19 protein-coding genes are annotated in these 21,342 nt (G+C 38.3%); 12 read left to right on the top strand and 7 right to left on the bottom strand.

Annotated features, from left to right (window positions below; genetic code table 11):
* Nucleotides 1-335: 335 nt before the first annotated feature.
* Entirely contained in the window at nt 336-1,304 is a 969-nt protein-coding gene (argF, locus tag ABDZ84_RS16630) for an ornithine carbamoyltransferase (RefSeq protein WP_051388417.1), read from the top strand.
* A 67-nt stretch (nt 1,305-1,371) separates the two neighbouring features.
* On the opposite strand, the gene thrB is transcribed toward argF, so the two are convergent.
* The 3 genes from thrB to ABDZ84_RS16615 are packed head-to-tail and all read right to left on the bottom strand — an operon-like array spanning nt 1,372 to nt 4,644.
* Nucleotides 1,372-2,289 (bottom strand): homoserine kinase, encoded by a 918-nt coding sequence (thrB, locus tag ABDZ84_RS16625; protein WP_121604418.1) that lies wholly within the window; start codon nt 2,287-2,289, stop codon nt 1,372-1,374.
* The gene (thrC, locus tag ABDZ84_RS16620) at nt 2,286-3,347 is read right to left on the bottom strand and encodes a threonine synthase (protein WP_026682447.1); all 1,062 of its coding nucleotides are present in this window, start codon (nt 3,345-3,347) and stop codon (nt 2,286-2,288) included. The genes thrB and thrC overlap by 4 nt, the downstream gene beginning before the upstream one ends.
* Nucleotides 3,316-4,644: a homoserine dehydrogenase gene (locus ABDZ84_RS16615; RefSeq protein ID WP_121604419.1), complete on the bottom strand. Its 1,329-nt coding sequence runs from the start codon at nt 4,642-4,644 to the stop codon at nt 3,316-3,318. Before ABDZ84_RS16615 ends, thrC begins: the two co-directional genes overlap by 32 nt.
* Before the next feature lie 261 nt (nt 4,645-4,905).
* On the opposite strand from ABDZ84_RS16615, the gene ABDZ84_RS16610 reads away from it, so the two are divergent.
* Together ABDZ84_RS16610 and ABDZ84_RS16605 are read left to right on the top strand one after the other, a co-directional pair.
* Nucleotides 4,906-5,058, top strand: coding sequence for a hypothetical protein (locus tag ABDZ84_RS16610; protein ID WP_161629284.1), 153 nt, complete (start codon nt 4,906-4,908; stop codon nt 5,056-5,058).
* A 233-nt stretch (nt 5,059-5,291) separates the two neighbouring features.
* Nucleotides 5,292-6,341: a DUF3900 domain-containing protein gene (locus ABDZ84_RS16605; RefSeq protein ID WP_026682449.1), complete on the top strand. Its 1,050-nt coding sequence runs from the start codon at nt 5,292-5,294 to the stop codon at nt 6,339-6,341.
* Between the two features lie 69 nt (nt 6,342-6,410).
* On the opposite strand, the gene ABDZ84_RS16600 is transcribed toward ABDZ84_RS16605, so the two are convergent.
* Nucleotides 6,411-7,565 carry an MFS transporter gene (locus ABDZ84_RS16600; protein WP_343782298.1) on the bottom strand — a complete coding sequence of 385 codons (1,155 nt, stop codon included), beginning with the start codon at nt 7,563-7,565 and terminating at the stop codon, nt 6,411-6,413.
* A gap of 392 nt (nt 7,566-7,957) precedes the next feature.
* Here ABDZ84_RS16600 and ABDZ84_RS16595 point away from each other — a divergent pair, with 392 nt between their 5' ends.
* Together ABDZ84_RS16595 and ABDZ84_RS16590 are read left to right on the top strand one after the other, a co-directional pair.
* Nucleotides 7,958-8,779: a squalene/phytoene synthase family protein gene (locus ABDZ84_RS16595; protein ID WP_026682451.1), complete on the top strand. Its 822-nt coding sequence runs from the start codon at nt 7,958-7,960 to the stop codon at nt 8,777-8,779.
* A 259-nt stretch (nt 8,780-9,038) separates the two neighbouring features.
* A complete protein-coding gene (locus ABDZ84_RS16590; protein ID WP_026682452.1) occupies nt 9,039-10,586 on the top strand; it encodes a BCCT family transporter in 1,548 nt (515 codons plus the stop codon).
* A 130-nt stretch (nt 10,587-10,716) separates the two neighbouring features.
* Here the strand turns inward: ABDZ84_RS16590 and ABDZ84_RS16585 are convergent, their stop codons facing one another.
* Nucleotides 10,717-11,598, bottom strand: coding sequence for a LysR family transcriptional regulator (locus tag ABDZ84_RS16585; protein WP_026682453.1), 882 nt, complete (start codon nt 11,596-11,598; stop codon nt 10,717-10,719).
* A 110-nt stretch (nt 11,599-11,708) separates the two neighbouring features.
* Between ABDZ84_RS16585 and ABDZ84_RS16580 the strand changes: the two genes are divergently transcribed.
* The 6 genes from ABDZ84_RS16580 to ABDZ84_RS16555 all read left to right on the top strand — a co-directional run bounded on the left by ABDZ84_RS16580 (nt 11,709) and on the right by ABDZ84_RS16555 (nt 18,319).
* Nucleotides 11,709-12,803, top strand: a complete 1,095-nt coding sequence (locus tag ABDZ84_RS16580; RefSeq protein WP_026682454.1) for a citrate synthase/methylcitrate synthase — start codon at nt 11,709-11,711, stop codon at nt 12,801-12,803.
* Nucleotides 12,804-13,032: 229 nt separating this feature from the next.
* Nucleotides 13,033-14,619 carry an L-lactate permease gene (locus ABDZ84_RS16575; protein ID WP_121604422.1) on the top strand — a complete coding sequence of 529 codons (1,587 nt, stop codon included), beginning with the start codon at nt 13,033-13,035 and terminating at the stop codon, nt 14,617-14,619.
* A gap of 83 nt (nt 14,620-14,702) precedes the next feature.
* Nucleotides 14,703-15,416: a FadR/GntR family transcriptional regulator gene (locus ABDZ84_RS16570; protein ID WP_121604423.1), complete on the top strand. Its 714-nt coding sequence runs from the start codon at nt 14,703-14,705 to the stop codon at nt 15,414-15,416.
* 43 nt (nt 15,417-15,459) lie between these two features.
* Nucleotides 15,460-16,197 carry a (Fe-S)-binding protein gene (locus ABDZ84_RS16565; protein WP_026682457.1) on the top strand — a complete coding sequence of 246 codons (738 nt, stop codon included), beginning with the start codon at nt 15,460-15,462 and terminating at the stop codon, nt 16,195-16,197.
* The gene (locus tag ABDZ84_RS16560) at nt 16,194-17,618 is read left to right on the top strand and encodes a LutB/LldF family L-lactate oxidation iron-sulfur protein (RefSeq protein WP_121604424.1); all 1,425 of its coding nucleotides are present in this window, start codon (nt 16,194-16,196) and stop codon (nt 17,616-17,618) included. The genes ABDZ84_RS16565 and ABDZ84_RS16560 overlap by 4 nt, the downstream gene beginning before the upstream one ends.
* Nucleotides 17,618-18,319 carry a LutC/YkgG family protein gene (locus ABDZ84_RS16555; RefSeq protein WP_026682459.1) on the top strand — a complete coding sequence of 234 codons (702 nt, stop codon included), beginning with the start codon at nt 17,618-17,620 and terminating at the stop codon, nt 18,317-18,319. Before ABDZ84_RS16560 ends, ABDZ84_RS16555 begins: the two co-directional genes overlap by 1 nt.
* 298 nt (nt 18,320-18,617) lie before the next feature.
* Here the strand turns inward: ABDZ84_RS16555 and ABDZ84_RS16550 are convergent, their stop codons facing one another.
* Together ABDZ84_RS16550 and ABDZ84_RS16545 are read right to left on the bottom strand one after the other, a co-directional pair.
* Nucleotides 18,618-19,088 carry a hypothetical protein gene (locus tag ABDZ84_RS16550; protein WP_026682460.1) on the bottom strand — a complete coding sequence of 157 codons (471 nt, stop codon included), beginning with the start codon at nt 19,086-19,088 and terminating at the stop codon, nt 18,618-18,620.
* 239 nt (nt 19,089-19,327) lie between these two features.
* A complete protein-coding gene (locus ABDZ84_RS16545; RefSeq protein ID WP_281949582.1) occupies nt 19,328-19,483 on the bottom strand; it encodes a hypothetical protein in 156 nt (51 codons plus the stop codon).
* 120 nt (nt 19,484-19,603) lie between these two features.
* Here ABDZ84_RS16545 and ABDZ84_RS16540 point away from each other — a divergent pair, with 120 nt between their 5' ends.
* On the top strand, nt 19,604-21,034 hold the full coding sequence (locus ABDZ84_RS16540; RefSeq protein WP_121605845.1) for an MDR family MFS transporter: 1,431 nt from the start codon (nt 19,604-19,606) through the stop codon (nt 21,032-21,034).
* Nucleotides 21,035-21,342: the final 308 nt, after the last annotated feature.

Genomic DNA, 21,342 nt, shown 5'->3' with positions numbered 1-21,342 from the left:
AGCGTAAATCTGAGCATTTAGTGATAAGGACTGAGCGAATTTTGCTCCGTTTTTCTTACCTGCATATAACTGGCAGTAAGACTCCGACTTCAAGCAATAAAGTGAATCCAATATGGGTAAGTGTGGGATCAACTGCCAGTAAATGTCCGAGGCCTTTAGGTCACACCCTTCTCGTACTAACCATCCGTGGGGATAAACAAAAACCCCAACTGATTGAAGTTTCACTTTATATGGCGTTTGTTTTTTATTTTTGGTCCGAAATAGAAAAACGTATTGTATATTTATTCTTTTTATTGCATAATAATTCATATACGATTTGGAAGGTGGAGATGTAATTGGGAGTGGGAATAAAACGAGCGACAGCAAAGTTTCATGAATTACATGGTCGGAATTTTTTAACATTAGCTGATTATACGGAGGAACAGATTAATAGTTTATTAGATTTAGCAGAGAATCTAAAGTATGAACGTAGGAAAGGAATTCCCCATCATTATCTAGAAGGAAAAATACTTGGCATGATATTTGATAAAGCATCTACGAGAACGAGAGTTTCTTTTGAAGCAGGAATCTATCAATTAGGGGGGAGTGGTATATTTTTAAGTTCCAATGATATCCAGATAGGGAGAGGTGAATCAATTACAGATACAGCTCAAGTGTTGTCATCTTATGTGGACGGTATAATGATTCGAACATATTCACAATCAACAATTGAATTGCTAGCAGAGAAAGCTAGCATCCCTGTTATTAATGGATTAACGGATTTATATCATCCTTGTCAGGTTTTAGCTGATTTCCAAACAATAAAAGAGTTAAAGGGTCAGTTAAATGGTGTTAAAATAGCGTATATTGGTGATGGGAATAATATGGCGCATTCGCTTTTGATTGGTGCGGCAACAATGGGAATGCGCCTCTCAATTGCTTCACCGAAAAATTATCAACCTGATGCTGATGTGGTTATAAATGCAAAGCGAATTGGTTCTGAATCTGGAGCGGTTTTAGAAATTTCCGATTGCCCTGAAGACGCGGTTCAGCAAGCTGATGTAATTTATACAGATGTATGGGCGAGTATGGGCCAGGAAGAAGAACAACAAAAACGAGAAATAGCATTTACAGGCTATCAAGTTAATCGAAGTCTACTTTCGCTTGCCAAATCGGATGTAATATTTATGCATTGTTTGCCAGCTCATCGCGGTGAGGAAGTATCTGCTGATGTAATTGATGGAGTACATTCTGTTGTCTTCCAACAAGCTGAGAATCGTCTGCATGCACAAAAGGCTTTGATGGTTGCACTATTAGGCAAATAGGGTAGTATTTAATAAGCAAAAAAGCATTGAAAATAACAGCAAATCACGAGCAAAAGAAGTTGCAGAATCAATTTTCCGCAACTTCTTCTTTTCCTGATGTTACCTTCATGCCTTGGGTGTCGATATTCACTTGGCAAATGTTATAGGAAGAAAATTGACCCTGTAATTCACCTGCGATGGACTGCCCCTTACCCTTTGGAGCAAATACTAGCATTGTTGGTCCAGCTCCGCTAATCACAGTTCCATAGTTTCCAAGACTTCTCGCTGCCTTTTTGATCTCTGTATATTTTGGAATTAGGGTAGCACGAAATGGCTCATGAAAAAGGTCATTTTCCATCATTTCTCCTGCTAAATGATAATCATGGGAAGTGAGCGCAACAATAAATAGATTACAAATACTACTAGCACTTGCTGCATATTTCCTAGTGAAATGCTCAGGTAGTACGCTTCTTGAGGCTTCCGTTTTTAATTCTGTATCTGGAATAACTGTAATAATATCTATGTTTAGACTGTTCCATTTATAATAGTTAATTTTATCATTTGCAGTTGAGGCTGTTACTACAAGACCTCCTACTAATGAGGCTGCAACATTATCAGGATGCCCTTCTTTTTCTGTAGCTAGCATTAATTTGTCGAGTAGCGATAATTGTAGGCGGCACAGTTGATTAGCAAGCTCGATGCCAGCAATTACTGCAGATGCACTACTTCCAAGACCGCGAGCTAATGGTATAGAGCTATCGATGGTAACTTTGCAAGGTGGCAGTTGCTTTCCATAGTGATGTGCTGTTTCTTTTGCAATCTGATAGATAAAATGCTTATCATAGCTTTCAAAGTCAGGTAATAGAAGTGATTGGTGCTGGATTTCCCAATGACTATGCTTCTCTACAGATAATGTTAAATATAGACCTAGGGATAAACCTAGCGAGTCAAAGCCTGGCCCTATATTTGCAGAACTTGCCGGTACAGAAATGGTAAAGCCATTCATATTTGCACCTTGTTTTCTAAATACTCCATAACTGTTTTTTCATCATTAGGTAGTGAAACAGGGTTAATCGTTAATTGGTCAATTGCAGTTTGTGGATCTTTTAATCCGTTTCCTGTAAGAACTGCAACCACTTTACTCCCCTCTTTAATAACTCCCTTTTTGCATTGTTTAATTAGTCCGGCAATAGATGCACATGACCCTGGCTCAACAAAAACACCTTCACTTGCTGCTAGTTTTTTGAAAGCTGCTACGATTTCATCATCCGTTACGGAGTTTATGATACCTTTTGATTCATCCCTTGCTTCCTCTGCTAGCTTCCAACTAGCCGGGTTCCCAATCCGTATGGCCGTGGCTACAGTTTCAGGATGTGGAATCACTTTGTTTTGAACAATAGCAGCCGCTCCCTCTGCTTCAAAGCCAAACATTTTTGGGAGACCTGACTGTTCTATATCGTTATATTCTTTAAACCCTTTCCAATATGCACTAATATTTCCTGCATTGCCTACTGGTATGGAAAGAATATCAGGAGCAGTTCCAAGTTGGTCGCATACCTCAAAGGCCGCTGTTTTTTGACCTTCTAAGCGATATGGATTAACAGAGTTGACTAATGTAACAGGAGATGACTCGCTTAATTTTCGTACCATTGCTAGTGCTTCATCAAAGTTTCCATCAATTTCCACAATCTCCGCACCGTACATAATCGCTTGTGCTAATTTTCCTAATGCAACTTTTCCTTTAGGAATCACAATAATTGCTTTAATTCCTGCTTTTGCTGCATAAGCAGCTGCAGAAGCTGAGGTATTTCCAGTCGATGCACAGATGATTGACGTACTGCCTTCTTCAACCGCTTTTGCTACGGCCATAACCATTCCCCTATCCTTAAAAGAACCGGTCGGATTAACGCCTTCAATTTTGCCATAAAGTTCTATTCCAAGCTCTTTAGACAATGTAGAGAAATGAATTAATGGTGTATTGCCTTCATGTAATGTTAAAGCTGGTGTGTTTTCTGTTATAGGTAGTAACTCCTTATAATTTTTTAGTAGTCCCGGCCAATTCATGTGCTGCATCTCCTTCCACTTTATAATAGCTTTTTATCTGCAGTACTACATCTAAATTGTGCAGTTGATTTAGCGCATCTTGAAAATTATGAAGCGTAGTGTGATGTGTAACAACAATGATCTCAGCCAACTCCCGTTTTTTAATTGGTGTCTGAAGAATCCGCTTAAAGCTAATATTTAGGTCGTTAAATAATGTAGATATCTCAGAAAAAGCACCTACCCGATCCTTGACATGTATTCGTAAATAATACTGTCCAGAACGTTGGTCAGAACTTCGTAAATGTTTTTCAAATCTTGCTTCAAGTGAGTGTTTACCACATACACCGAGGCGCATATTCTTAATTACCGTTACAAGATCAGAAACGACAGCTGTTGCGGTTGGCAGACTTCCCGCTCCTGGCCCATAGAACATTGTTTCACCAACTGCTTCACCATACACATAAACAGCGTTATATTCATTTTTTACATCTGCTAACGGATGTTCTTTTGAAAGTAGTGTCGGCTGAACACTTACTTCTATTTGTTGATCCGAGCATTGAGCATAGCCAATTAATTTCATAGTATAGCCAAATTTTTCACCATATTGAAGGTCAGCCAATTCTAGGTTTTTAATACCAGATACTTCTACATCTTCGAGAGCAATATCTGTAGAAAATGCTAGTCTTCCTAAAATCGCCATTTTTCTAGCCGCATCTAAACCTTCTACATCGGCTGTTGGATCTGCCTCAGCAAATCCAAGTTCTTGTGCCTCCATTAATGCATTTTCGTAGGAAACACCTTCGTTGCTCATTTTTGTTAGAATGTAGTTGGTAGTTCCGTTGACTATTCCCATTACCTTTTGAATTCGATCAGATGATAGTCCGTCGGAAATTCCTCTCAAAATGGGAATACCACCAGCAACACTTGCCTCATAATAGAAATCACATTTGTTTTGTCTTGCTGCTTTTTCTAGTGCTGTGCCATGTAAAGCAACAAGGTCTTTATTTGCCGTAACAACATGTTTTTTTGCAGCAAAAGCTTGTAAAATATGATGATATGTTTCGTCAATTCCACCCATTACTTCTACTATTACATCGATATCCGGGTCATTAATTATGTCATCAGGATTCGTAGTGAGAAACGTTCGATCTATTTCTACATTACGAGCTTTTTCAAGGTTACGAATTAATACGCTTTTTACATTAACCTCACAACCTAGTTGGTGAATAAGCTCTTCCTGATGACTTTCAATAAGTTTTATGACTCCTGAACCGACTACTCCTAATCCTAATAGACCGATAGAAACCGTGTTTCCCACTTCATCACCTCATCGTTTTTGTTTAATAGCTATTTAAACACGAATACTGAACTATAGCAATAGTCAATTTTTTGTACGCATAGAAAAGTTACGTTTTTTCAAGATGTGGTTTTTTCGTCATCATATTCTTTTCTTCAGAGTAGTTTTTTCTAAGTACCCAGCTTTCTTTTAAATAAGTTGGAATTCTGTAACTTCATTAACTTTTGTTACGTCGTGCGAATAAACTGAGTCTAAGGTAGGTCAGTGATGGAGGTGTATGGTATGAGCGATGCAACAGCCGGATTAACGTTTGTTACTTGTTTATTGCTAGGTGCAGGCATTGGAATGTTGTTTGGTCATTTAGAAGCTGGGGGAGCAATTGGTCTTGGTCTTGGTATTGTTTCTATTGCTTTATTTCGAAAAAATAACAAATGATGCTATTTGTCCCACATATAACTGGCAGTAAAACTCCACTTCAAGAAATAAAGGTGGAGGGACTGCCAGTAAATGTCCGATTGGTTCAAGGGCCTTTAGGTCATACCCTTGTGTACTAATCATCCGTGAGGGGTAACAAAACCCCCACGGAATGAAGTTTCATTTTATATTCATTGACGCCTCTCTATTGTCTTTTTATACTTAGGAAGGCAGAGAAAGAGATAGGTGATTAAATGGAGTTTTCAATAAATTATTTATCCTTTTATCTTATTCATGTGGATGGCGAGGATAAGCGATCAAAGCACTTTCAGACATTGGATAAGGATAGATATGATAATAATCCTCTTAAGGATTTTTTAGATGGAGAGTTAACCAGAATTACCAAACGGAAAGTGGAGCGGCATGCGAAATCAGAAAACGCTCCAACAAAGATTGGTAGGTTTATTGTTGAGCCCGGCCATGAATTAACCTCTAATCCAAATTATAACTTATTTCAAAAAGTGAGAAGTTCTGCGTCAACCGAAGATTTTCGAGAGGCGGCTGATCAAATTGCCCAAATGTATATGGATACAAGCGCTGTAAGAGGGGGAGCGTTGTTAATAGCTTCTGCAAAATTGACCAAGTTCTTCGATGACCCGTTTGTTTTCATTATGAAATGTGATTTTGAACCGAAAGTAGCAACTATTACTGATGAGGAAACCCTAGTAGAGAATGTTGAAATGGCAATTACGACGAAAAATATGAAGTCGATTCAATATCCATTTATGCCAGAGGAAGGGATAATGGACGCGGCAGAGATTAAGGTTCATCAAGCATCTCATGCGCGTTATTTTGAGGACTTTCTCCCATTTGTGTCTTATGAAAAATCCATGCCAGAAATCATGAAGACACAAGTAATAGGAATGGTTCAGGAACATATTAAGGAGACATTCCCTGAAGAAAGTGAAGAAAAAGAACAATTTGAAGAAGCTATTGAAGAATGGGCTGTTACTCCAGAACGGGAGATACAGGAACGATTAACAACAGAGCAGGTGGTGGAGGCGTCTGCGCAAATAGTAGAGCAAACACCTGATGCTGAACTGAAGATGAAGCTTGACCATGTTGCAATTAAAGCACACCTTTCTGATTTTGGAGAAACATTGCACTTGGCTAAAGTGAACGGAAAATATATGTTAATGATTGAAGCAGATCAAATTAGTTTTGATAAAGGCTTTTCACCAATTGAATTTCATAAACCAGATGAATTTGAAGTAGTGGTAAATCGAGTCTTAGCTCGAAAGTAGTAAAAAGGGTCCTACATAGGTAAGTATGTTGGGAGCCTTTAGGTTAGTCTGGTGAATAATATAAAAGGCTTAGGCATAGCTTCTTTTCTGAGATTTCGTCATTGAGACTAGAATCGTACCAAGTGATAGGATGACGAAGATGCCACCTATTGCTGCATTTTGCTGTACAGATGCTTGTTCGATAACTATTCCGCCAACTAAGGAGCCAAATGCAATACCAAAATGCAATGCAGAGTTATTGAGACTTTGCTGAATATCAGAAGTTTCCGGTGCTGATTCAATAAGGTAGCTTTGTAATGCCGGTGTGATTGCCCAACTCATCATGCCCCAGACTATCATGACAACTAAAAATACAGCGAAGGAGGAGGTTGTAAAGGGAATAGTTAACAGGGATAAAGCAAATATAACAAGTGTTGATATAATGGTTTTTTTCGAACCAAATTGATCTGAGAATGCACCACCAATACCTCCACCGCTTACAGCGGCGATTCCAAAAATAAGATAAATGATGCTTAGCCAGTTGCCACCCAAATGCATGGTGTCTTTTACAAATGGTGTTAGGTAAGCGTATAAGATCGTATGCCCTGCCATATATAAAAAGGTAGTGGCGTGACCAAGTAAGATTTTACTCTCTTTGAGCGAATGAATTTGTTTTTTCAGTGACACTTGTGGTTTGGGCTCCACTTTTTCCATGAAATAATAAACGCCGATCATAGACAGTAGTGATAGTAAAACAATGAAGACAAAAGGAGCTCTCCAACCGAACATATTTCCAAGGACAAGCCCGATCGGCACACCTAATACTAATGAACCACTAACACCCATAGAGACAATCCCGATGGCTCGACCACGGTACTTATCATCGCCAATGTTTGCAGCAATGGTTAAGCACAATATAATAAGTAGCGACCCACTTGCTGCTGAAATAATCCTACCAATAAAGAGCATACTATAAATAGGGCTAAAAACGGCTATTAAATTTCCTATTAAAAATATAAGTAATGCAATTAATGTTAATTGTTTTCGTTCTATTTTAGCTGTGGCAATAAGCAGTATTGGAGCGGAAATGGCAAAAACTAGAGAAAATATTGTAATTAAAAGTCCAGCCTTTCCTAGACTTACGTTTAAATCGTTAGCTACGAGGTCTAATATACCACCAATAATTAATTCAACCATTCCCACAACGAAAGAAATAATAGTTAATAAATATACGCGTTTGTCCATTCTATGACGCCTTTCTAATTTGAAGATACGAAGTCATGCTTAAACGTTTTCCTATACAATAGTAATCCCAATTTCTTCAATTGACAAGGAATACATGGTTACAAGATTGGGGTGTATTTTGCGAATTTTTGTTACCTAAGTACGACAAAAGAAATAATCCTATTTTTTTGATATACTTTAGTTATCCCAACTATAACTGGCAGTAAGCCCCCACTTTAAGCTAAAGTGAAACTAATATTGGTAAGTGGGAGATCGATTGCCAGTAAATGTCCGATTAATTCAAGGGCCTTTAGGTCATACCCTTGTGGTATTAACCATCAGTGGGATAATTAAAACCCTTACTGATTGAAGTTTCACTTTATTACCTCATAGACTTGAAGGAGGAACCATTGTTGCGTAAAGAAGGAAATTTACAAAAGGATGCCATGCGTGCTCTTAAGGAAACGAGCAGGACCTTTTATATACCAATTACGTTATTAAAACCTGTGTTAAAAAAGACGGTCGGATCTGCATACTTATGCATGAGAGCAGTAGATGAAATAGAAGACCATGAACAATTAGATTCGGAAACAAAACAGTATCTGTTACGAGCTACTGGAAAGTTATTGGCTGCAGATCGATTCGACGAGGAAGCTTATCTTAAGTTACTCGGTCCATATCAATCGGTGCTCCCAGAGGTTACATTACGGCTTGGTGACTGGTTGAAAGTATGCCCAGAAGATATTGTTGCAAAAATAAAAACGTCAACAAGTATTATGTCACTTGGTATGGCAGACTGGACTGAGAAGAATTGGATTATCAAAACAAAAGATGACCTAGATGATTATACGTACTATGTGGCGGGTTTAGTTGGTGTGATGTTATCAGACATATGGTATTGGTACGATCAAACAGAAACGGATCAAGATTTGGCAATTGGCTATGGGAGAGGATTACAGGCGGTAAATATGCTTAGAAATCAAGAGGAAGATGCACAGCGTGGTGTGCAATTTATTCCCGATGGCTGGAGTCGTGCTGATATGTTTACTTATGCAAAGAAAAATCTAGGGCATGCAGAGACGTACATAAAGGATATCAAGACACGTCATATTCTCCTGTTCTGTAAGATTCCTTTAGCATTGGCTAATAAGACATTAAAGGCGCTAGAAAAAGGGCAGGAAAAAATGACTCGCGATGAGGTTGAATCTACGGTTGACGAGATTATGAAGCAATAAACACATTCATATAATTTAATGCATGTACCAAAGAGTCTTGCTATGCAAATTACCTACCAAGTTCATGAATAATTGACAAACTTCATGTGGAAACCTATAATCAACAACTGTGTTTAAAATTGAGCAAGCTGGTGGGTTTTTGTCATGATTATTGCTTCCATATATCGTGCAATAATTATTATCCATCCAACGGTCTTTAATGACAAATGATAAGCAAAATATTACAGGCACTTGCTCCTATAATATTAGGAGGAAAAACGTGGATTCAAAAAAGAACACGAAATTGGATTGGCCGGTATTTATCATTAGTGGAGGATTATTAATTTTATTTATTCTGCTGTCTCTTTGGAATAAAGATGCTGTAGGAAATACAGTAAATACTTTATTTACGTATTCTTCAGATCTATTTGGTGCCTATTGGCAGCTTTTATTATTGGGTAATTTCTTTATTGGTTTAGCACTTGCCTTTTCAAAGTATGGGAAGGTTAAACTAGGTAAACAGGATGAGCCCAAATATAGCTATTTTAAATGGGTAGCTATGATTCTGGTTACATTATTGGCAAGTGGTGGTGTTTTTTGGGCAGCATCAGAACCAATGTATCATTATATGACAACCCCACCTTTATTCGGTGGTGGCGAATTTAATAATATGTATGCGGCCTTTGCACAATCCTTTATGCACTGGGGATTTTTAGCTTGGGCGATTCTAGGTACACTAGCTGTAATCGTTATGATGTATGTACATTACAGCAAAGGTTTTCCGCTAAAGCCACGTGGATTATTATATCCGATTTTTGGAGAACGGATATATCAAAAAAGCCTAATTGGTTCTGCCGCTGATGTTTTTTCTATTTTTGCAACAGTTGCAGGGACATTAGGGCCTTTGGGGTTTTTGGGCTTACAAATTGCCTACGGTCTTAATCACTTATTTGGTATACCGAATACGTTGTCGGTAAGCATCATAGTAATCATTGTTTTAGTGTTTGTTGCAGCTATCTCCGCAGCAACTGGAGTAGATAGAGGAATTCTAACATTAAGCCGCTATAATGTTGGTTTTACCATATTCTTAGCATTAATCGTACTCGTTATTGGACCAACTATGTTTATTATAGATGCTTTTGTTGGAGGAACAGGCTTACATTTACAGAATTTCTTTTCAATGACCATGTTTCGTGGGGATGAGGGCTGGTTGTCCTTTTGGACCATATTCTTCTGGGGCTGGTTTATTGGGTATGCACCAATGCTGATTGTGTTTATTAGTAGAATTTCTCGTGGAAGAACCATTCGTGAATTAATTATCGCTGTTTCTATCGTTGCGCCCATCGTTAATAATTTTTGGTTTTCGATTGTTGGAGGAACAGGTGTTTATTTCGAAAATAAAGTTCCAGGCTCCATTTCAGATGCTTTGAATGAAGGCGGTATGCCTGCAGCGGTTATGGCTATTACAGATCAGTTGCCGTTTGGAATGTATATGGGGGTTGGTTTCCTTATCGTATCCATTATATTTGTAGCAACAACAGCTGATACGATGTCTTATACCGTTGCGGCTACAATAACAGGGAATGATCATCCTAAGCGCTGGCTACGCGTGTTTTGGGCTCTTATATTTGGTGCAACTACAATAGCAATCTTAACGATTGGAGAGGATAGTGTTACTTCTATCCAAAACTCTATTGTTATTACTGCTGTTCCAGTATCACTGCTTTTACTTCCACCTTTATGGAGTGCACCACGAATTGCACGAACGATGGCGCTTGAACAAGGGTTGATTTGGCAGCGGGAGATGCGTAAAAAAGTTGATAAATAATAAAGAAGTCCTTGCTCATCATGGCAAGGGCTTTTTGGTGATGTTTCATCATAATAATGAACGTATATAATATAATGGAGTTTAGATGTAAACCATGCCTAAAAATTATTTCAATGCACAACCATCAAACCTATATATACCTATAATAGGTTAGAAAACGCAAAAACTCTTTTTCTAAAGTATGCTGATATTTTACGATGGCATACGTATTCGCCTTTAGAGATGTGCTTAAATCTGATTGCACTTCAAGTAATCTTCCTTCTAATAATTCTCTTCTTACCGTTGATCTGGGAATAAAAGAGACTCCTAAACCTTCTTCAATAAATCTTTTTGTAATATGAACTTGGGAAACTTTCATCGTTTTTGCTGATGGATGCATATACGTTATTCTTTTTAACAGCTTCTCCCAATACTCTGGGTGATTGTGCGTAAGCAAATGATATTGGTTAAATAGCTCTTCTTCCGTGATTGGAGGAGCAAATTCAGGGTCCATTCCATCATGTGGTGCCACTAAAATAACTTCATCTTCATAGATGATTTCATTTGTTAATTGGGGGTTAAAGCTTTGCATGCATGAAAGCCCAATATCGACCTCCTCGTTTATGACTACTTCCTCAATATCCCTAGACTCTAATATGATAACGGAAATCTCGATATTGCTATGCTTTAATAAATACTGCTTTAGAACATACGGCAAAATCGTATCAGCAATGAGTGGTGAGATCGCCATTCGAAAGGTCGATTTATATCCTTGTGCCATCGAATGTAACTTTTTACCTCCTTCTTGATAAACCTTAAGGAGCTTCCGAGCAGTTTCTAAATAACATCTACCTTCTTCTGTAAGACTTACCCTTTTATTTGTTCGGTTAAATAATAGAATACCAAGCTCTTTTTCCAATTGTTTAATATGAACCGTAACAGACGGCTGCGAAATATACAGGACTTCGGCAGCTTTCCGAAAGTTCTGCTGTTCTGCAACGGTGACAAACGTTTTTATCCAAGAAAATTCCATAATTGCCCCCTTTGATTAATAAAATTAATCATTATATTTAAATATAATTAATTTTCTGGATTGATTTTATTTTATACAATAAAAGTAAGAAAAGAAAGGGAGTTGAGAAAATGATTTATCACGGTTTAAAAGAGATTACTTGTATAGAAACAGCTATTAGTCACATTGATGGGCAAAATGGGAAGCTTATTTATAGAGGATATGATGTTAAAGAACTTGTTCAAAAGCAAACATTTGAAGAAACCGCTTATTTGTTATGGTATGGAAGCTTGCCTAACTCACAACAATTACATCAACTTTCCGAGCAATTTAAGTCCAATAGAAAACTACCAACCTATGTAAAAAAAATGATTCACTCCCTTCCAGTCAATATGGACATGATGAGCGTTATCCGAACAACGATTTCCAGCATGGGTAACAATAACATGACTTGGAAGCCTACCATCGATCAAGCGATTACCTTAACAGCACTGATGCCATCAATCATTGGATACAGAAAGAGTGTACTAGAAAACAAGAGCTTTGATGAGAATGCAGCTAAAGAGCTTAACCATGTTGAATATTACCTCTTTATGTTAACTGGAGCTGTTCCTCCAAAAGTGCATGTCGAGGCACTTGAAACTTACATGTTACTTACACTTGAGCATGGTTTAAATGCCTCTACTTTCTCAGCTAGAGTAACCGCATCGACTGAATCTGATATGGTATCTAGCTTAACATCTGCTATTGGAACAATGAAAGGTCCATTACACGGAGGGGCTCCTATGGGAGTGATTTCTTTATTAGATGAAATCGCAGCTAGCCAGAGCGCAATAAAAGTAATTTCTGAAAAAGTGATGAATGGCGAACGACTAATGGGGTTTGGACATCGTGTATATAAGACGAAGGATCCTAGAGCTATTTCCCTGAAAAAAGTTCTATTACAAATGTTAGGAGAAGATCAATGGTTAGACTTAGCTATTGATATCGAAGAAACAGCGATTAGTGTATTAAATAAGTTAAAGCCTGGTCGATCTTTATATACGAACGTCGAATTTTATGCAGCAGCTATTATGAAAGCTATTGATATGCCACCTGCTTTATTTACTCCAACATTTACCGCAAGTCGAGTCGTTGGTTGGACGGCACATATTCTAGAGCAATCAGAAAATAACGTCTTATTCAGACCTCAATCTCACTATACTGGGGAAACAATCAAACAGTAATACTCTTGGTTACAATAAAAATAATATGAAAGAAGCGGTGGTAGAAGATCATAGGCCTAATTTTTCCCGTTAAATGGGAAAGACTAGGCTTTAAAAGTGCAAAATCGTGTTATCGTGACAAAAAAACATTGAATCCCTATCAAATATTAAGTAAACTAGTAATAAGGTCATCAGATGACCTTATTACTAGTTGTGTAATGTAATCGCTTTATTGGGAGAGAGGGGTTTGATGTATTTACTAGTTGCATTAAGTGCAATCATTGCACCGTTTATTTTTCTTGTTATTTTACGATTTCCAGCTACTAAAGGGATGACATGGAGTGCACTCATCGTTATATTGTTTGCGATTTCTGTATGGGGAATGGAAGGGAAGATTATTATTTCTTCTATCCTTCAGGGGACACATAAAACGCTTACGATCTTATGGATCTTATTTGGTGCATTAGTGTTATTAAATACACTACGAAATACTGGGGCAGTTGATCGGATTAATCAAGGTTTTCAAAACATCTCTGGGGATATGCGCGTGCAGGTTATTATCGTGGCTTTTTTGTTTGGATCTCTTATTGAAGGGGCAGCAGGATTTGGGACTCCAGCGATGGTAACAGGGCCATTGATGATAGCATTAGGATTTCAGCCGTTGGCAGCAGCAACCTTAGCTTTAATTGCAGATAGTTCTGCCGTAGCATTTGGTGCTGTGGGAACTCCTGTAGCTGTGGGGTTAAGTAATATCCCGAACGCGAATTCTACCTTCTTTCAAGAGATAGGAATAAAGATAACAACACTTGATATATTTGCGGGAACCTTTATCCCGTTTATGTTAATCGTGATTATGACTGTATTTTTTGGAAAAGGTAAAGGTTTCAAGGATGCATTTCCTATGTTGCCATGGACATTGCTCATAGGTATAACCTATACAGGATCTGCCTTATTATATGCTGTAACATTTGGGCAGGAATTTGTAGCAATTTTAGCGTCATTGACCGCATTAATAGTAGCTACTTTAACAGCTAAAAAAGGGTGGTTATTGCCGAAAAATAAATGGCAGGATGCGTTACAAGAAGGATTTGAACCTTCTACTAAGAAGTCAGAAATGGGTATAGTTGCTGCATGGTTTCCGTACATCATCGTTGTAGCTTTATTATTACTAACTCGTATCGTACCTTGGCTAACAGAATTTACACAAACGGCGATTGATCTCTCGTGGACGACTATTTTTGGAATAGCGGGAATTGAGTCAAGTTGGGAGTTCTTGTATTCGCCAGGGACAATCCTAGCTATTGCGGCAATGCTATCTGTTATTATTCATCGTAATAAACTTCGAACCTTTATGGATGCTTCCAAGCAATCCTTATCAACGATGAAAACGACAGCAATATCATTAATAACGACGCTTGCGATGGTTCATGTGTTTACAAACTCTGGCTTAAATGTAAATGATTTAGTGAGCATGCCACAATATATAGCAGAATCATTTGCGAGTTCACTTGGGTCTATTTGGTTTTTAGTAGCACCATTTTTAGGTGAACTCGGAGCGTTTATTACTGGTAGTGCAACTGTTTCAACGCTTACATTTTCTCCGATCCAATTCAATGTAGCAAATCAGGTTGGATTAGATGTAAACGCTGTCCTTGCAGCGCAAGTAATTGGAGCTGGAGCTGGTAATATGATCTGTGTTCATAATGTCGTTGCAGCCAGTGCTGTTGTTGGATTATCAGGGAAAGAAGGAGAAATAATACGAAAAACATTGGCACCAGCAATCATCTATGGGTTACTAGTGGGTGCCGCTAGTTTTATCATGCTTCAATTGTTCTAACATTACCTTATATCTAGCTTGGTCAGCTTTTCAAAAGCATAGCTATCCAGTAAAATGGGTTCAAATGATGAGGAGCTGAAAGCATGGAATATAAACGTATAAAAACTAAGAAAATCTACGAGCAAGTAGCTGATTCTTTAATAGATATGATTAAAAGTGGTCAATTAAAGCCAGGTGATAAGCTAGACTCGGTTGAACAACTAGCGAAAAATTTTGATGTGGGGCGGTCAGCGATACGTGAAGCACTAAGCGGTTTGCGGTCAATGGGTCTAGTTGAGATGCATCAAGGTGAGGGGACATATGTAAAAACGTTTGATCCTAAGCGATTTACCTTACCAGTAAGTACTGCATTTTTAATGAAACAAAACGATGTAAAAGAATTGTACCAGGTCCGAAAGATTCTTGAAGTAGGTACAGCAGGTTTTGCTGCTAGCAGTTATCAGGAAGCTGATCTAATCCAAATGCAAAAAGCATTAGATGTGATGAGAAATGCAAAGGGAAATGATGTCTTAGCAGAAAGTGCTGATACTGATTTTCATATAGCTATTGCACAAGCTACACACATGGATCTGTTAATAAACTTAATGGGAAGTGTTTCTGAATTGATGTCCGAGACAATTCGTGAGGCACGTCGTCTTCTGCTTTATTCGGAAGATCGAGCAGATGCATTATTAGCAGAGCATGAACGAATTTATCAAGCAATAAAGAACAGACAGCCTGATAGAGCCAGAGATTATATGTATGATCATTTAGAGAAGGTCGAAAAACTGTTATTTAAAAATCTTGATTTGGATTAAGAATAGCCTCGGTCATAGAGAAAATAGTTAGAGGTGAAAGATAATGAGAGTATCATTATTCATTACTTGTGTAAGTGATATTATCTTTGCTGATGTTGGTAAAAACACGGTAGAAATTCTAGAAAGAGTGGGATGTGAAGTAGATTTCCCTGCCGCCCAGACATGCTGTGGTCAGCCTGCTTATAATAGCGGCTATTTGCAAGAAGCAAAAAAATCAATGAAACAAATGATGCGAGCATTCAAAGATTCGCAGTATGTTGTAGGCCCGTCAGGTTCTTGTGTCGGTATGCTTAAAGAATATCCTGCTATTTTTAAGGGAGATCCAGAATGGGAACAAACAGCCATTGAACTAGCTCACAAGAGCTATGAAATCACTCAATTTTTGGTAGAAGTTTTAGGTGTAACAGACTTGGGTTCAACATTTAAAGGAAAAGTTACCTACCATCCATCTTGCCACATGACGAGGTTATTAGGAGCGAAGGATGCCCCGCAAACACTCTTAAAAAACGTTAAGGGTGTGGAGTTTATTGAACTACCGGTTAAAGAGGACTGTTGTGGCTTTGGTGGGACATTCGCAGTTAAAAACCCTGAAATCTCTGGAGAAATGGTAAAAGAGAAATCGCGGCATGTTTCAGAAACAAAAGCTGAATATCTAGTCGGCGGAGATATGGGTTGTCTAATGAATATTGGTGGAAGAATGCGGCGAGAGGGGAAGGACGTGAAAGTAGTTCATATTACAGAAATTTTAAATACGCATGAGCAAGGGGGAGGAATAGCATGAGTATAAAAATTGGAGATGCTTCGTATAAAGATCGTATTAATAAGGGAATCGAAAATGATTTTATGCGTCAAGCTGTTTCTTCTGCCCAAGGACGTTTTCGATCAGGCCGGTTGTCACAAGCAGAAGAGCTTGGTAATTGGGAAGAATGGAGGCAGCTTGGTTCGGAAATTCGTACACATACGTTAGAAAACATTGATTATTATTTGCAGCAGTTAAGTGACCAAGTGGCTAAACGCGGTGGAAATGTATTTTTTGCAGAAACAGCAGATGAAGCAAATGACTACATTGAAAATGTGGTGAAAAAGAAGAAAGCAAAAAAAGTTGTCAAGTCGAAATCAATGGTTACTGAAGAGATTGGTCTGAATCATAGCTTAGACAAGATAGGGGTAGAGGTAGTTGAGTCAGATTTAGGAGAGTGGATCCTGCAATTAGACGAAGATCCACCATCACATATAGTTACACCTGCATTGCATAAAAATAAAGAACAAATTCGCGAAACCTTTATAAAGAAACGTGGTTATGATAAATCAGATTCACCTGAAGAATTAGCAGCCTTCGCACGTGAACAGCTGCGAAGGGATTTTCTTTCCGCAGATGTAGGAATTACAGGCTGTAATTTTGCGATCGCAGAATCAGGTGCTATCACACTAGTAACTAATGAAGGTAATGCTCGAATGGTAACGGCCCTTCCCGATACACAAATTACGGTAATGGGAATGGAACGAATCGTCCCAACATGGGAAGATATGGAGGTACTAGTTAGTTTACTTACAAGGGCTGCTGTCGGTCAGAAGTTAACTAGTTATGTCACTTCATATACCGGCGCTAGGCTTGAGGGTGAAATTGATGGATCAGATGACTATCATTTGGTTATTGTTGATAATGGACGATCGAAAATATTAGGAACCGAGTTTCAATCGGCGTTACACTGTATTCGTTGTGCTGCATGTATTAACGTTTGTCCGGTTTATCGTCATGTTGGTGGACACGCATACAATTCGATTTATCCTGGTCCAATTGGTGCTGTACTAACACCATTACTGGATGGTTATGAAAATCACAAGGAATTGCCATACGCGTCGTCGCTTTGCGCAGCTTGTACAGAGGCCTGTCCAGTCAAGATACCGCTACATGAGCAGTTAATTCGTCATCGTCAAATTATAGTGGAAAAGGAAAAGAAATCCCCATTAGCGGAAAAAGTCATGATGAAGGGATTTGCCCAATGGGCATCTAATCCAGCAGCATATAAATTAAGTACGAAAATGGCTCGAACAGCATTGCGGCCTTGGACTAAAGATGAAAATATCGAAAATGGCCCTGGACCATTAAAAGGATGGACAAATGTTAGAGATTTTCCAGCGCCCCCCAAACAATCGTTTCGCGCTTGGTGGAGTAATCGTCAGAAAGAAGGTGAGGCATAATGGCAATCCATAATCGAGATAAGTTTTTAAATAATCTAGCTAATAACCTTGGACGTCCTCGCCGAACAGATGAAGTGATAAGACCAACCTATAGCGTTCAACCACAATATGAGGTGTTAAACGGATATTCGACGGAAGACCTTATTCTTGTTTTACAGGAACAATGTAACGTCATTCATACGGATTTTATTCAAACAGAGCGGAATAAATTAGCTAATGTGTTAAAGGAGACAATTAATCGTTATGAAGGGAAATCGATTATAGCTTCAAATGATAAGCGCAACAAAATTTACGGTTTGGACGAGATATATGAACAGTTTAATCAAGAACTAGATGTTCATATATGGGATCATACGATAGGTGAAGAAAATCAAAGAATTGCGGAGCGGGCGGATGTAGGTATCTCTTTTAGTGATATAACATTGGCAGAGTCTGCAACTATAACCTTATTAAATAATAAGAATAATGGGAGATCTATTAGTCTGCTGCCGAAAACATATATTGCTATAATACCGAAAAATACAATTGTGCCAAGGATGACTCAGGCTGCTAAACGGCTTCACGAAGCTACTATACAAGGAGAAGACGTGCCTTCTTGTGTAAGTTTTGTTTCTGGACCTAGTAATAGTGCTGATATTGAGATGAACTTAATTGTGGGTGTTCATGGTCCAATTAAGGCAACCTATATCGTTGTTGATTGATAGTATCCAAATAAACTTCTCTTTAGATGGTCAACTAGATGACTTGCTATTGGGAAGTTTTTTATTTTTAAATTATACACAGGCTAAATAAAGAAGAGCTAATTTATCCACATATAACTGTAGTAAGACCCAATTCCAGTAATAAATAAAAAGTGATATTTGGTAAATGAGGGATCGAATTCCAGTAAATGTCTAGTTTGTTCAAAGGCCTTTAAGTCAGAACCTTGTGTTACTAATAATCAGTGGGGGATAAACTAACCCCCCACACAATTTAAAGTGTCAATTTAGTTATACTGTGTTAAAAGCACTGGAATGATTCAATTCGGTCTAGATCAATACCAAAGTATACCCATCCAAACCCAGTCCATCGGAAGCCAGCTATAGAGTTTCTACCTACAAAAGTTGGATAAAACCAAAAGGAATCTCGCCTTAACCAGATATACGTGTACCGGTATAAGCAGAAGCGAATTCCGCCTGGATCAATTGCAAAGGTCTTTGCCTGTGTTTTTTGTGGCACAAATGATGGGGGCGGTGATGTTGGTGCTTGACCAGGCCCTCCAGGGAACCCGGGCGGTCCAGGAGGTCCTCCGCCAGGCCCCCCAGGGAATCCAGGCAGTCCAGGAGGTCCTCCGCCAGGCCCCCCAGGAAATCCGGGTGGTCCAGGAGGTCCGCCACCAGGAAAAACAGGACCGATTATTTCACTTATATTAGGTAGGTTAAATACTCTTTGGTCATCGTTATATGCGTGTTCATCGTTATAAGGATACATAAAAAATCTCCTCCTCTAAAAAATCTTTCCCTTCACTATATGGGGCAATCGTCTAATTTGCTATTCGTATTTCCCATAATGGGCGGATAGCGATGTAGGTTTATTACACAAATATAAATAAAAATTAATTATTGAATCCTTGCTTATGTCAAAGCTGCATGTTAGTATTATTTTACTTATAGTGAATGTTCTTTGAACACTCATCTAATGAACGGGGGTTTTACTGAAATGATGAATGATCAATTCCGAATTACTTGTTTAACTAAATAACATGCTATTTGTGTGGCATCTATCGGGATTGGTCTACCTGTTTCAATAAAACGATAAAGAAAATGGGGAGGGAATTCTTCTCTCTCTTTTTTGTTGGTAATTTTTGTAATTTTCAGGTTAGTCAAGCCTCTCCTGCTATAGTTGCTAGATAAAGTGCGAGATATTTATTAGAAAGGAGCTTCAAATTGAATAAAAATAACGGTACAAATTATGAATATTTAGCTGATGATCCTAATTTTAAGGTTATGCCGATCATGTTATCGTTAATTATTGGTGCTTTTTTTGCCATCCTAAACGAAACGTTATTAAATATCGCTTTAACCACATTAATGGGGGAATTTCATGTATCTTTACCAACCGTTCAGTGGATGGCTACAGGATTTATGCTTGTTATGGGAATCGTTATTCCTGCCTCAGCTATATTATTACAATGGTTTTCAACACGGCAATTATTTCTAGGAACAATGCTTGTGTTTACGTTGGGAACAACAATATGTGCATTAGCACCAACCTTTCCGATCTTATTAACGGGAAGGCTTATTCAAGCAGCTGGTACAGGTTTATTAATGCCAGTCATTTTCAACGTATTTTTACTTGTGTTTCCTCCACATAGACGTGGAAAGGTGATGGGGCTTGTCGGTCTGGTTATTATGTTTGCGCCAGCAATAGGGCCAACATTGTCAGGGATCATCGTAGAATATCTCGGATGGCGTTTCTTATTTATTTGTGTCATTCCATTTGCTTTATTTTCTGTTGCATTTGCTTATAGATATTTAGTAAATGTATCAGAAGTTACTAAACCAAAAGTTGACGTACGATCACTTGTGTATTCAACAATTGGTTTTGGTTCACTAGTTTATGGATTTAGCTCAGCAGGAAAAGGAGAGGCTGGCTTTTTAAGTCCTAATGTCTACACATTTATTATCCTTGGTGTAATAGGAATCACGTTCTTCTCATTAAGACAATTTAAATTAAAAGATCCAGTCATGGATTTACGTGTTTTTAAATATCCGATGTTTACACATGGAATATTGATGTTTCTAATCATTATGATGACTATGTTTTCGTCAGAAATCATATTACCTGTGTTCATGCAAGGCCCGTTAGCATTATCAGCGGCTACAGCTGGCTTATTACTTTTACCTGGAAGCATTCTGAATGGACTTATGTCACCTGTTATGGGGCATCTATTTGATAAATTCGGTCCAAGATTATTAATGATACCTGCTTCGATTGTATTAAGTGGAACAATGTTTATGATGAGTAGACTTCATGCTGATACAGAACCATGGATGATTATTATTGGGTATATTCTATTGATGCTTACGGTATCAGCTATTATGATGCCTGCTGAAACAAACGGTTTAAATCAACTTCCAAAACGATTATATCCGCATGGTACCTCAGTAATGACGACCTTACAGCCAGTAGCAGGTGCCATCGGTGTTTCTGTCTTCATTAGCATTTTAAATGCAAGACAAAATCATTTTTTAGGTCAATCTAAAAACCCAGATGACCCAGGTACAATTAGTGATGCAATGGTAGCTGGAGTAGAGCTAGTCTATTTCATTGCTTTTGCTATTTCAATTATTGCCGTTATCTTGGCTTTTCTAGTATACCGTGCCGTTCCAAGAGATCAGGATAAACAAGAATTAGAACAGCCTGAAGAGAATTAAATCATTAGCGAGGCTGGGACAAAACACAACTTCTTTACTCAAAATACGAATAATCTGGTTATCAATAGGAGTATCATCGCCGCACCGTGAAAACATACGCGCTTTCCGCAGGCATGGCCTCAGCTAACTTGGTAAAGAAAAACACATTACCACGTGGATCTTCAGACTCGTGCTGTTCCCGCCGGACTCTCGCTTATTTTAGGTACTAAATGAATGATCCTAATCAAAAAAACGAACAATAAGGTGGTTACCCCCAAAAGTTAGAGTTTATACTATGCAGCTGATTGGCTGGATTGCGTTCGGTACTC

The sequence above is a fragment of the Virgibacillus salarius genome (genome assembly GCF_039521925.1).
Taxonomy (GTDB): Bacteria; Bacillota; Bacilli; order Bacillales; family Amphibacillaceae; genus Virgibacillus; species Virgibacillus salarius.
Note: the sequence above shows the minus strand (reverse complement) of the source record. Positions and strands in the feature narration are given on the sequence as shown.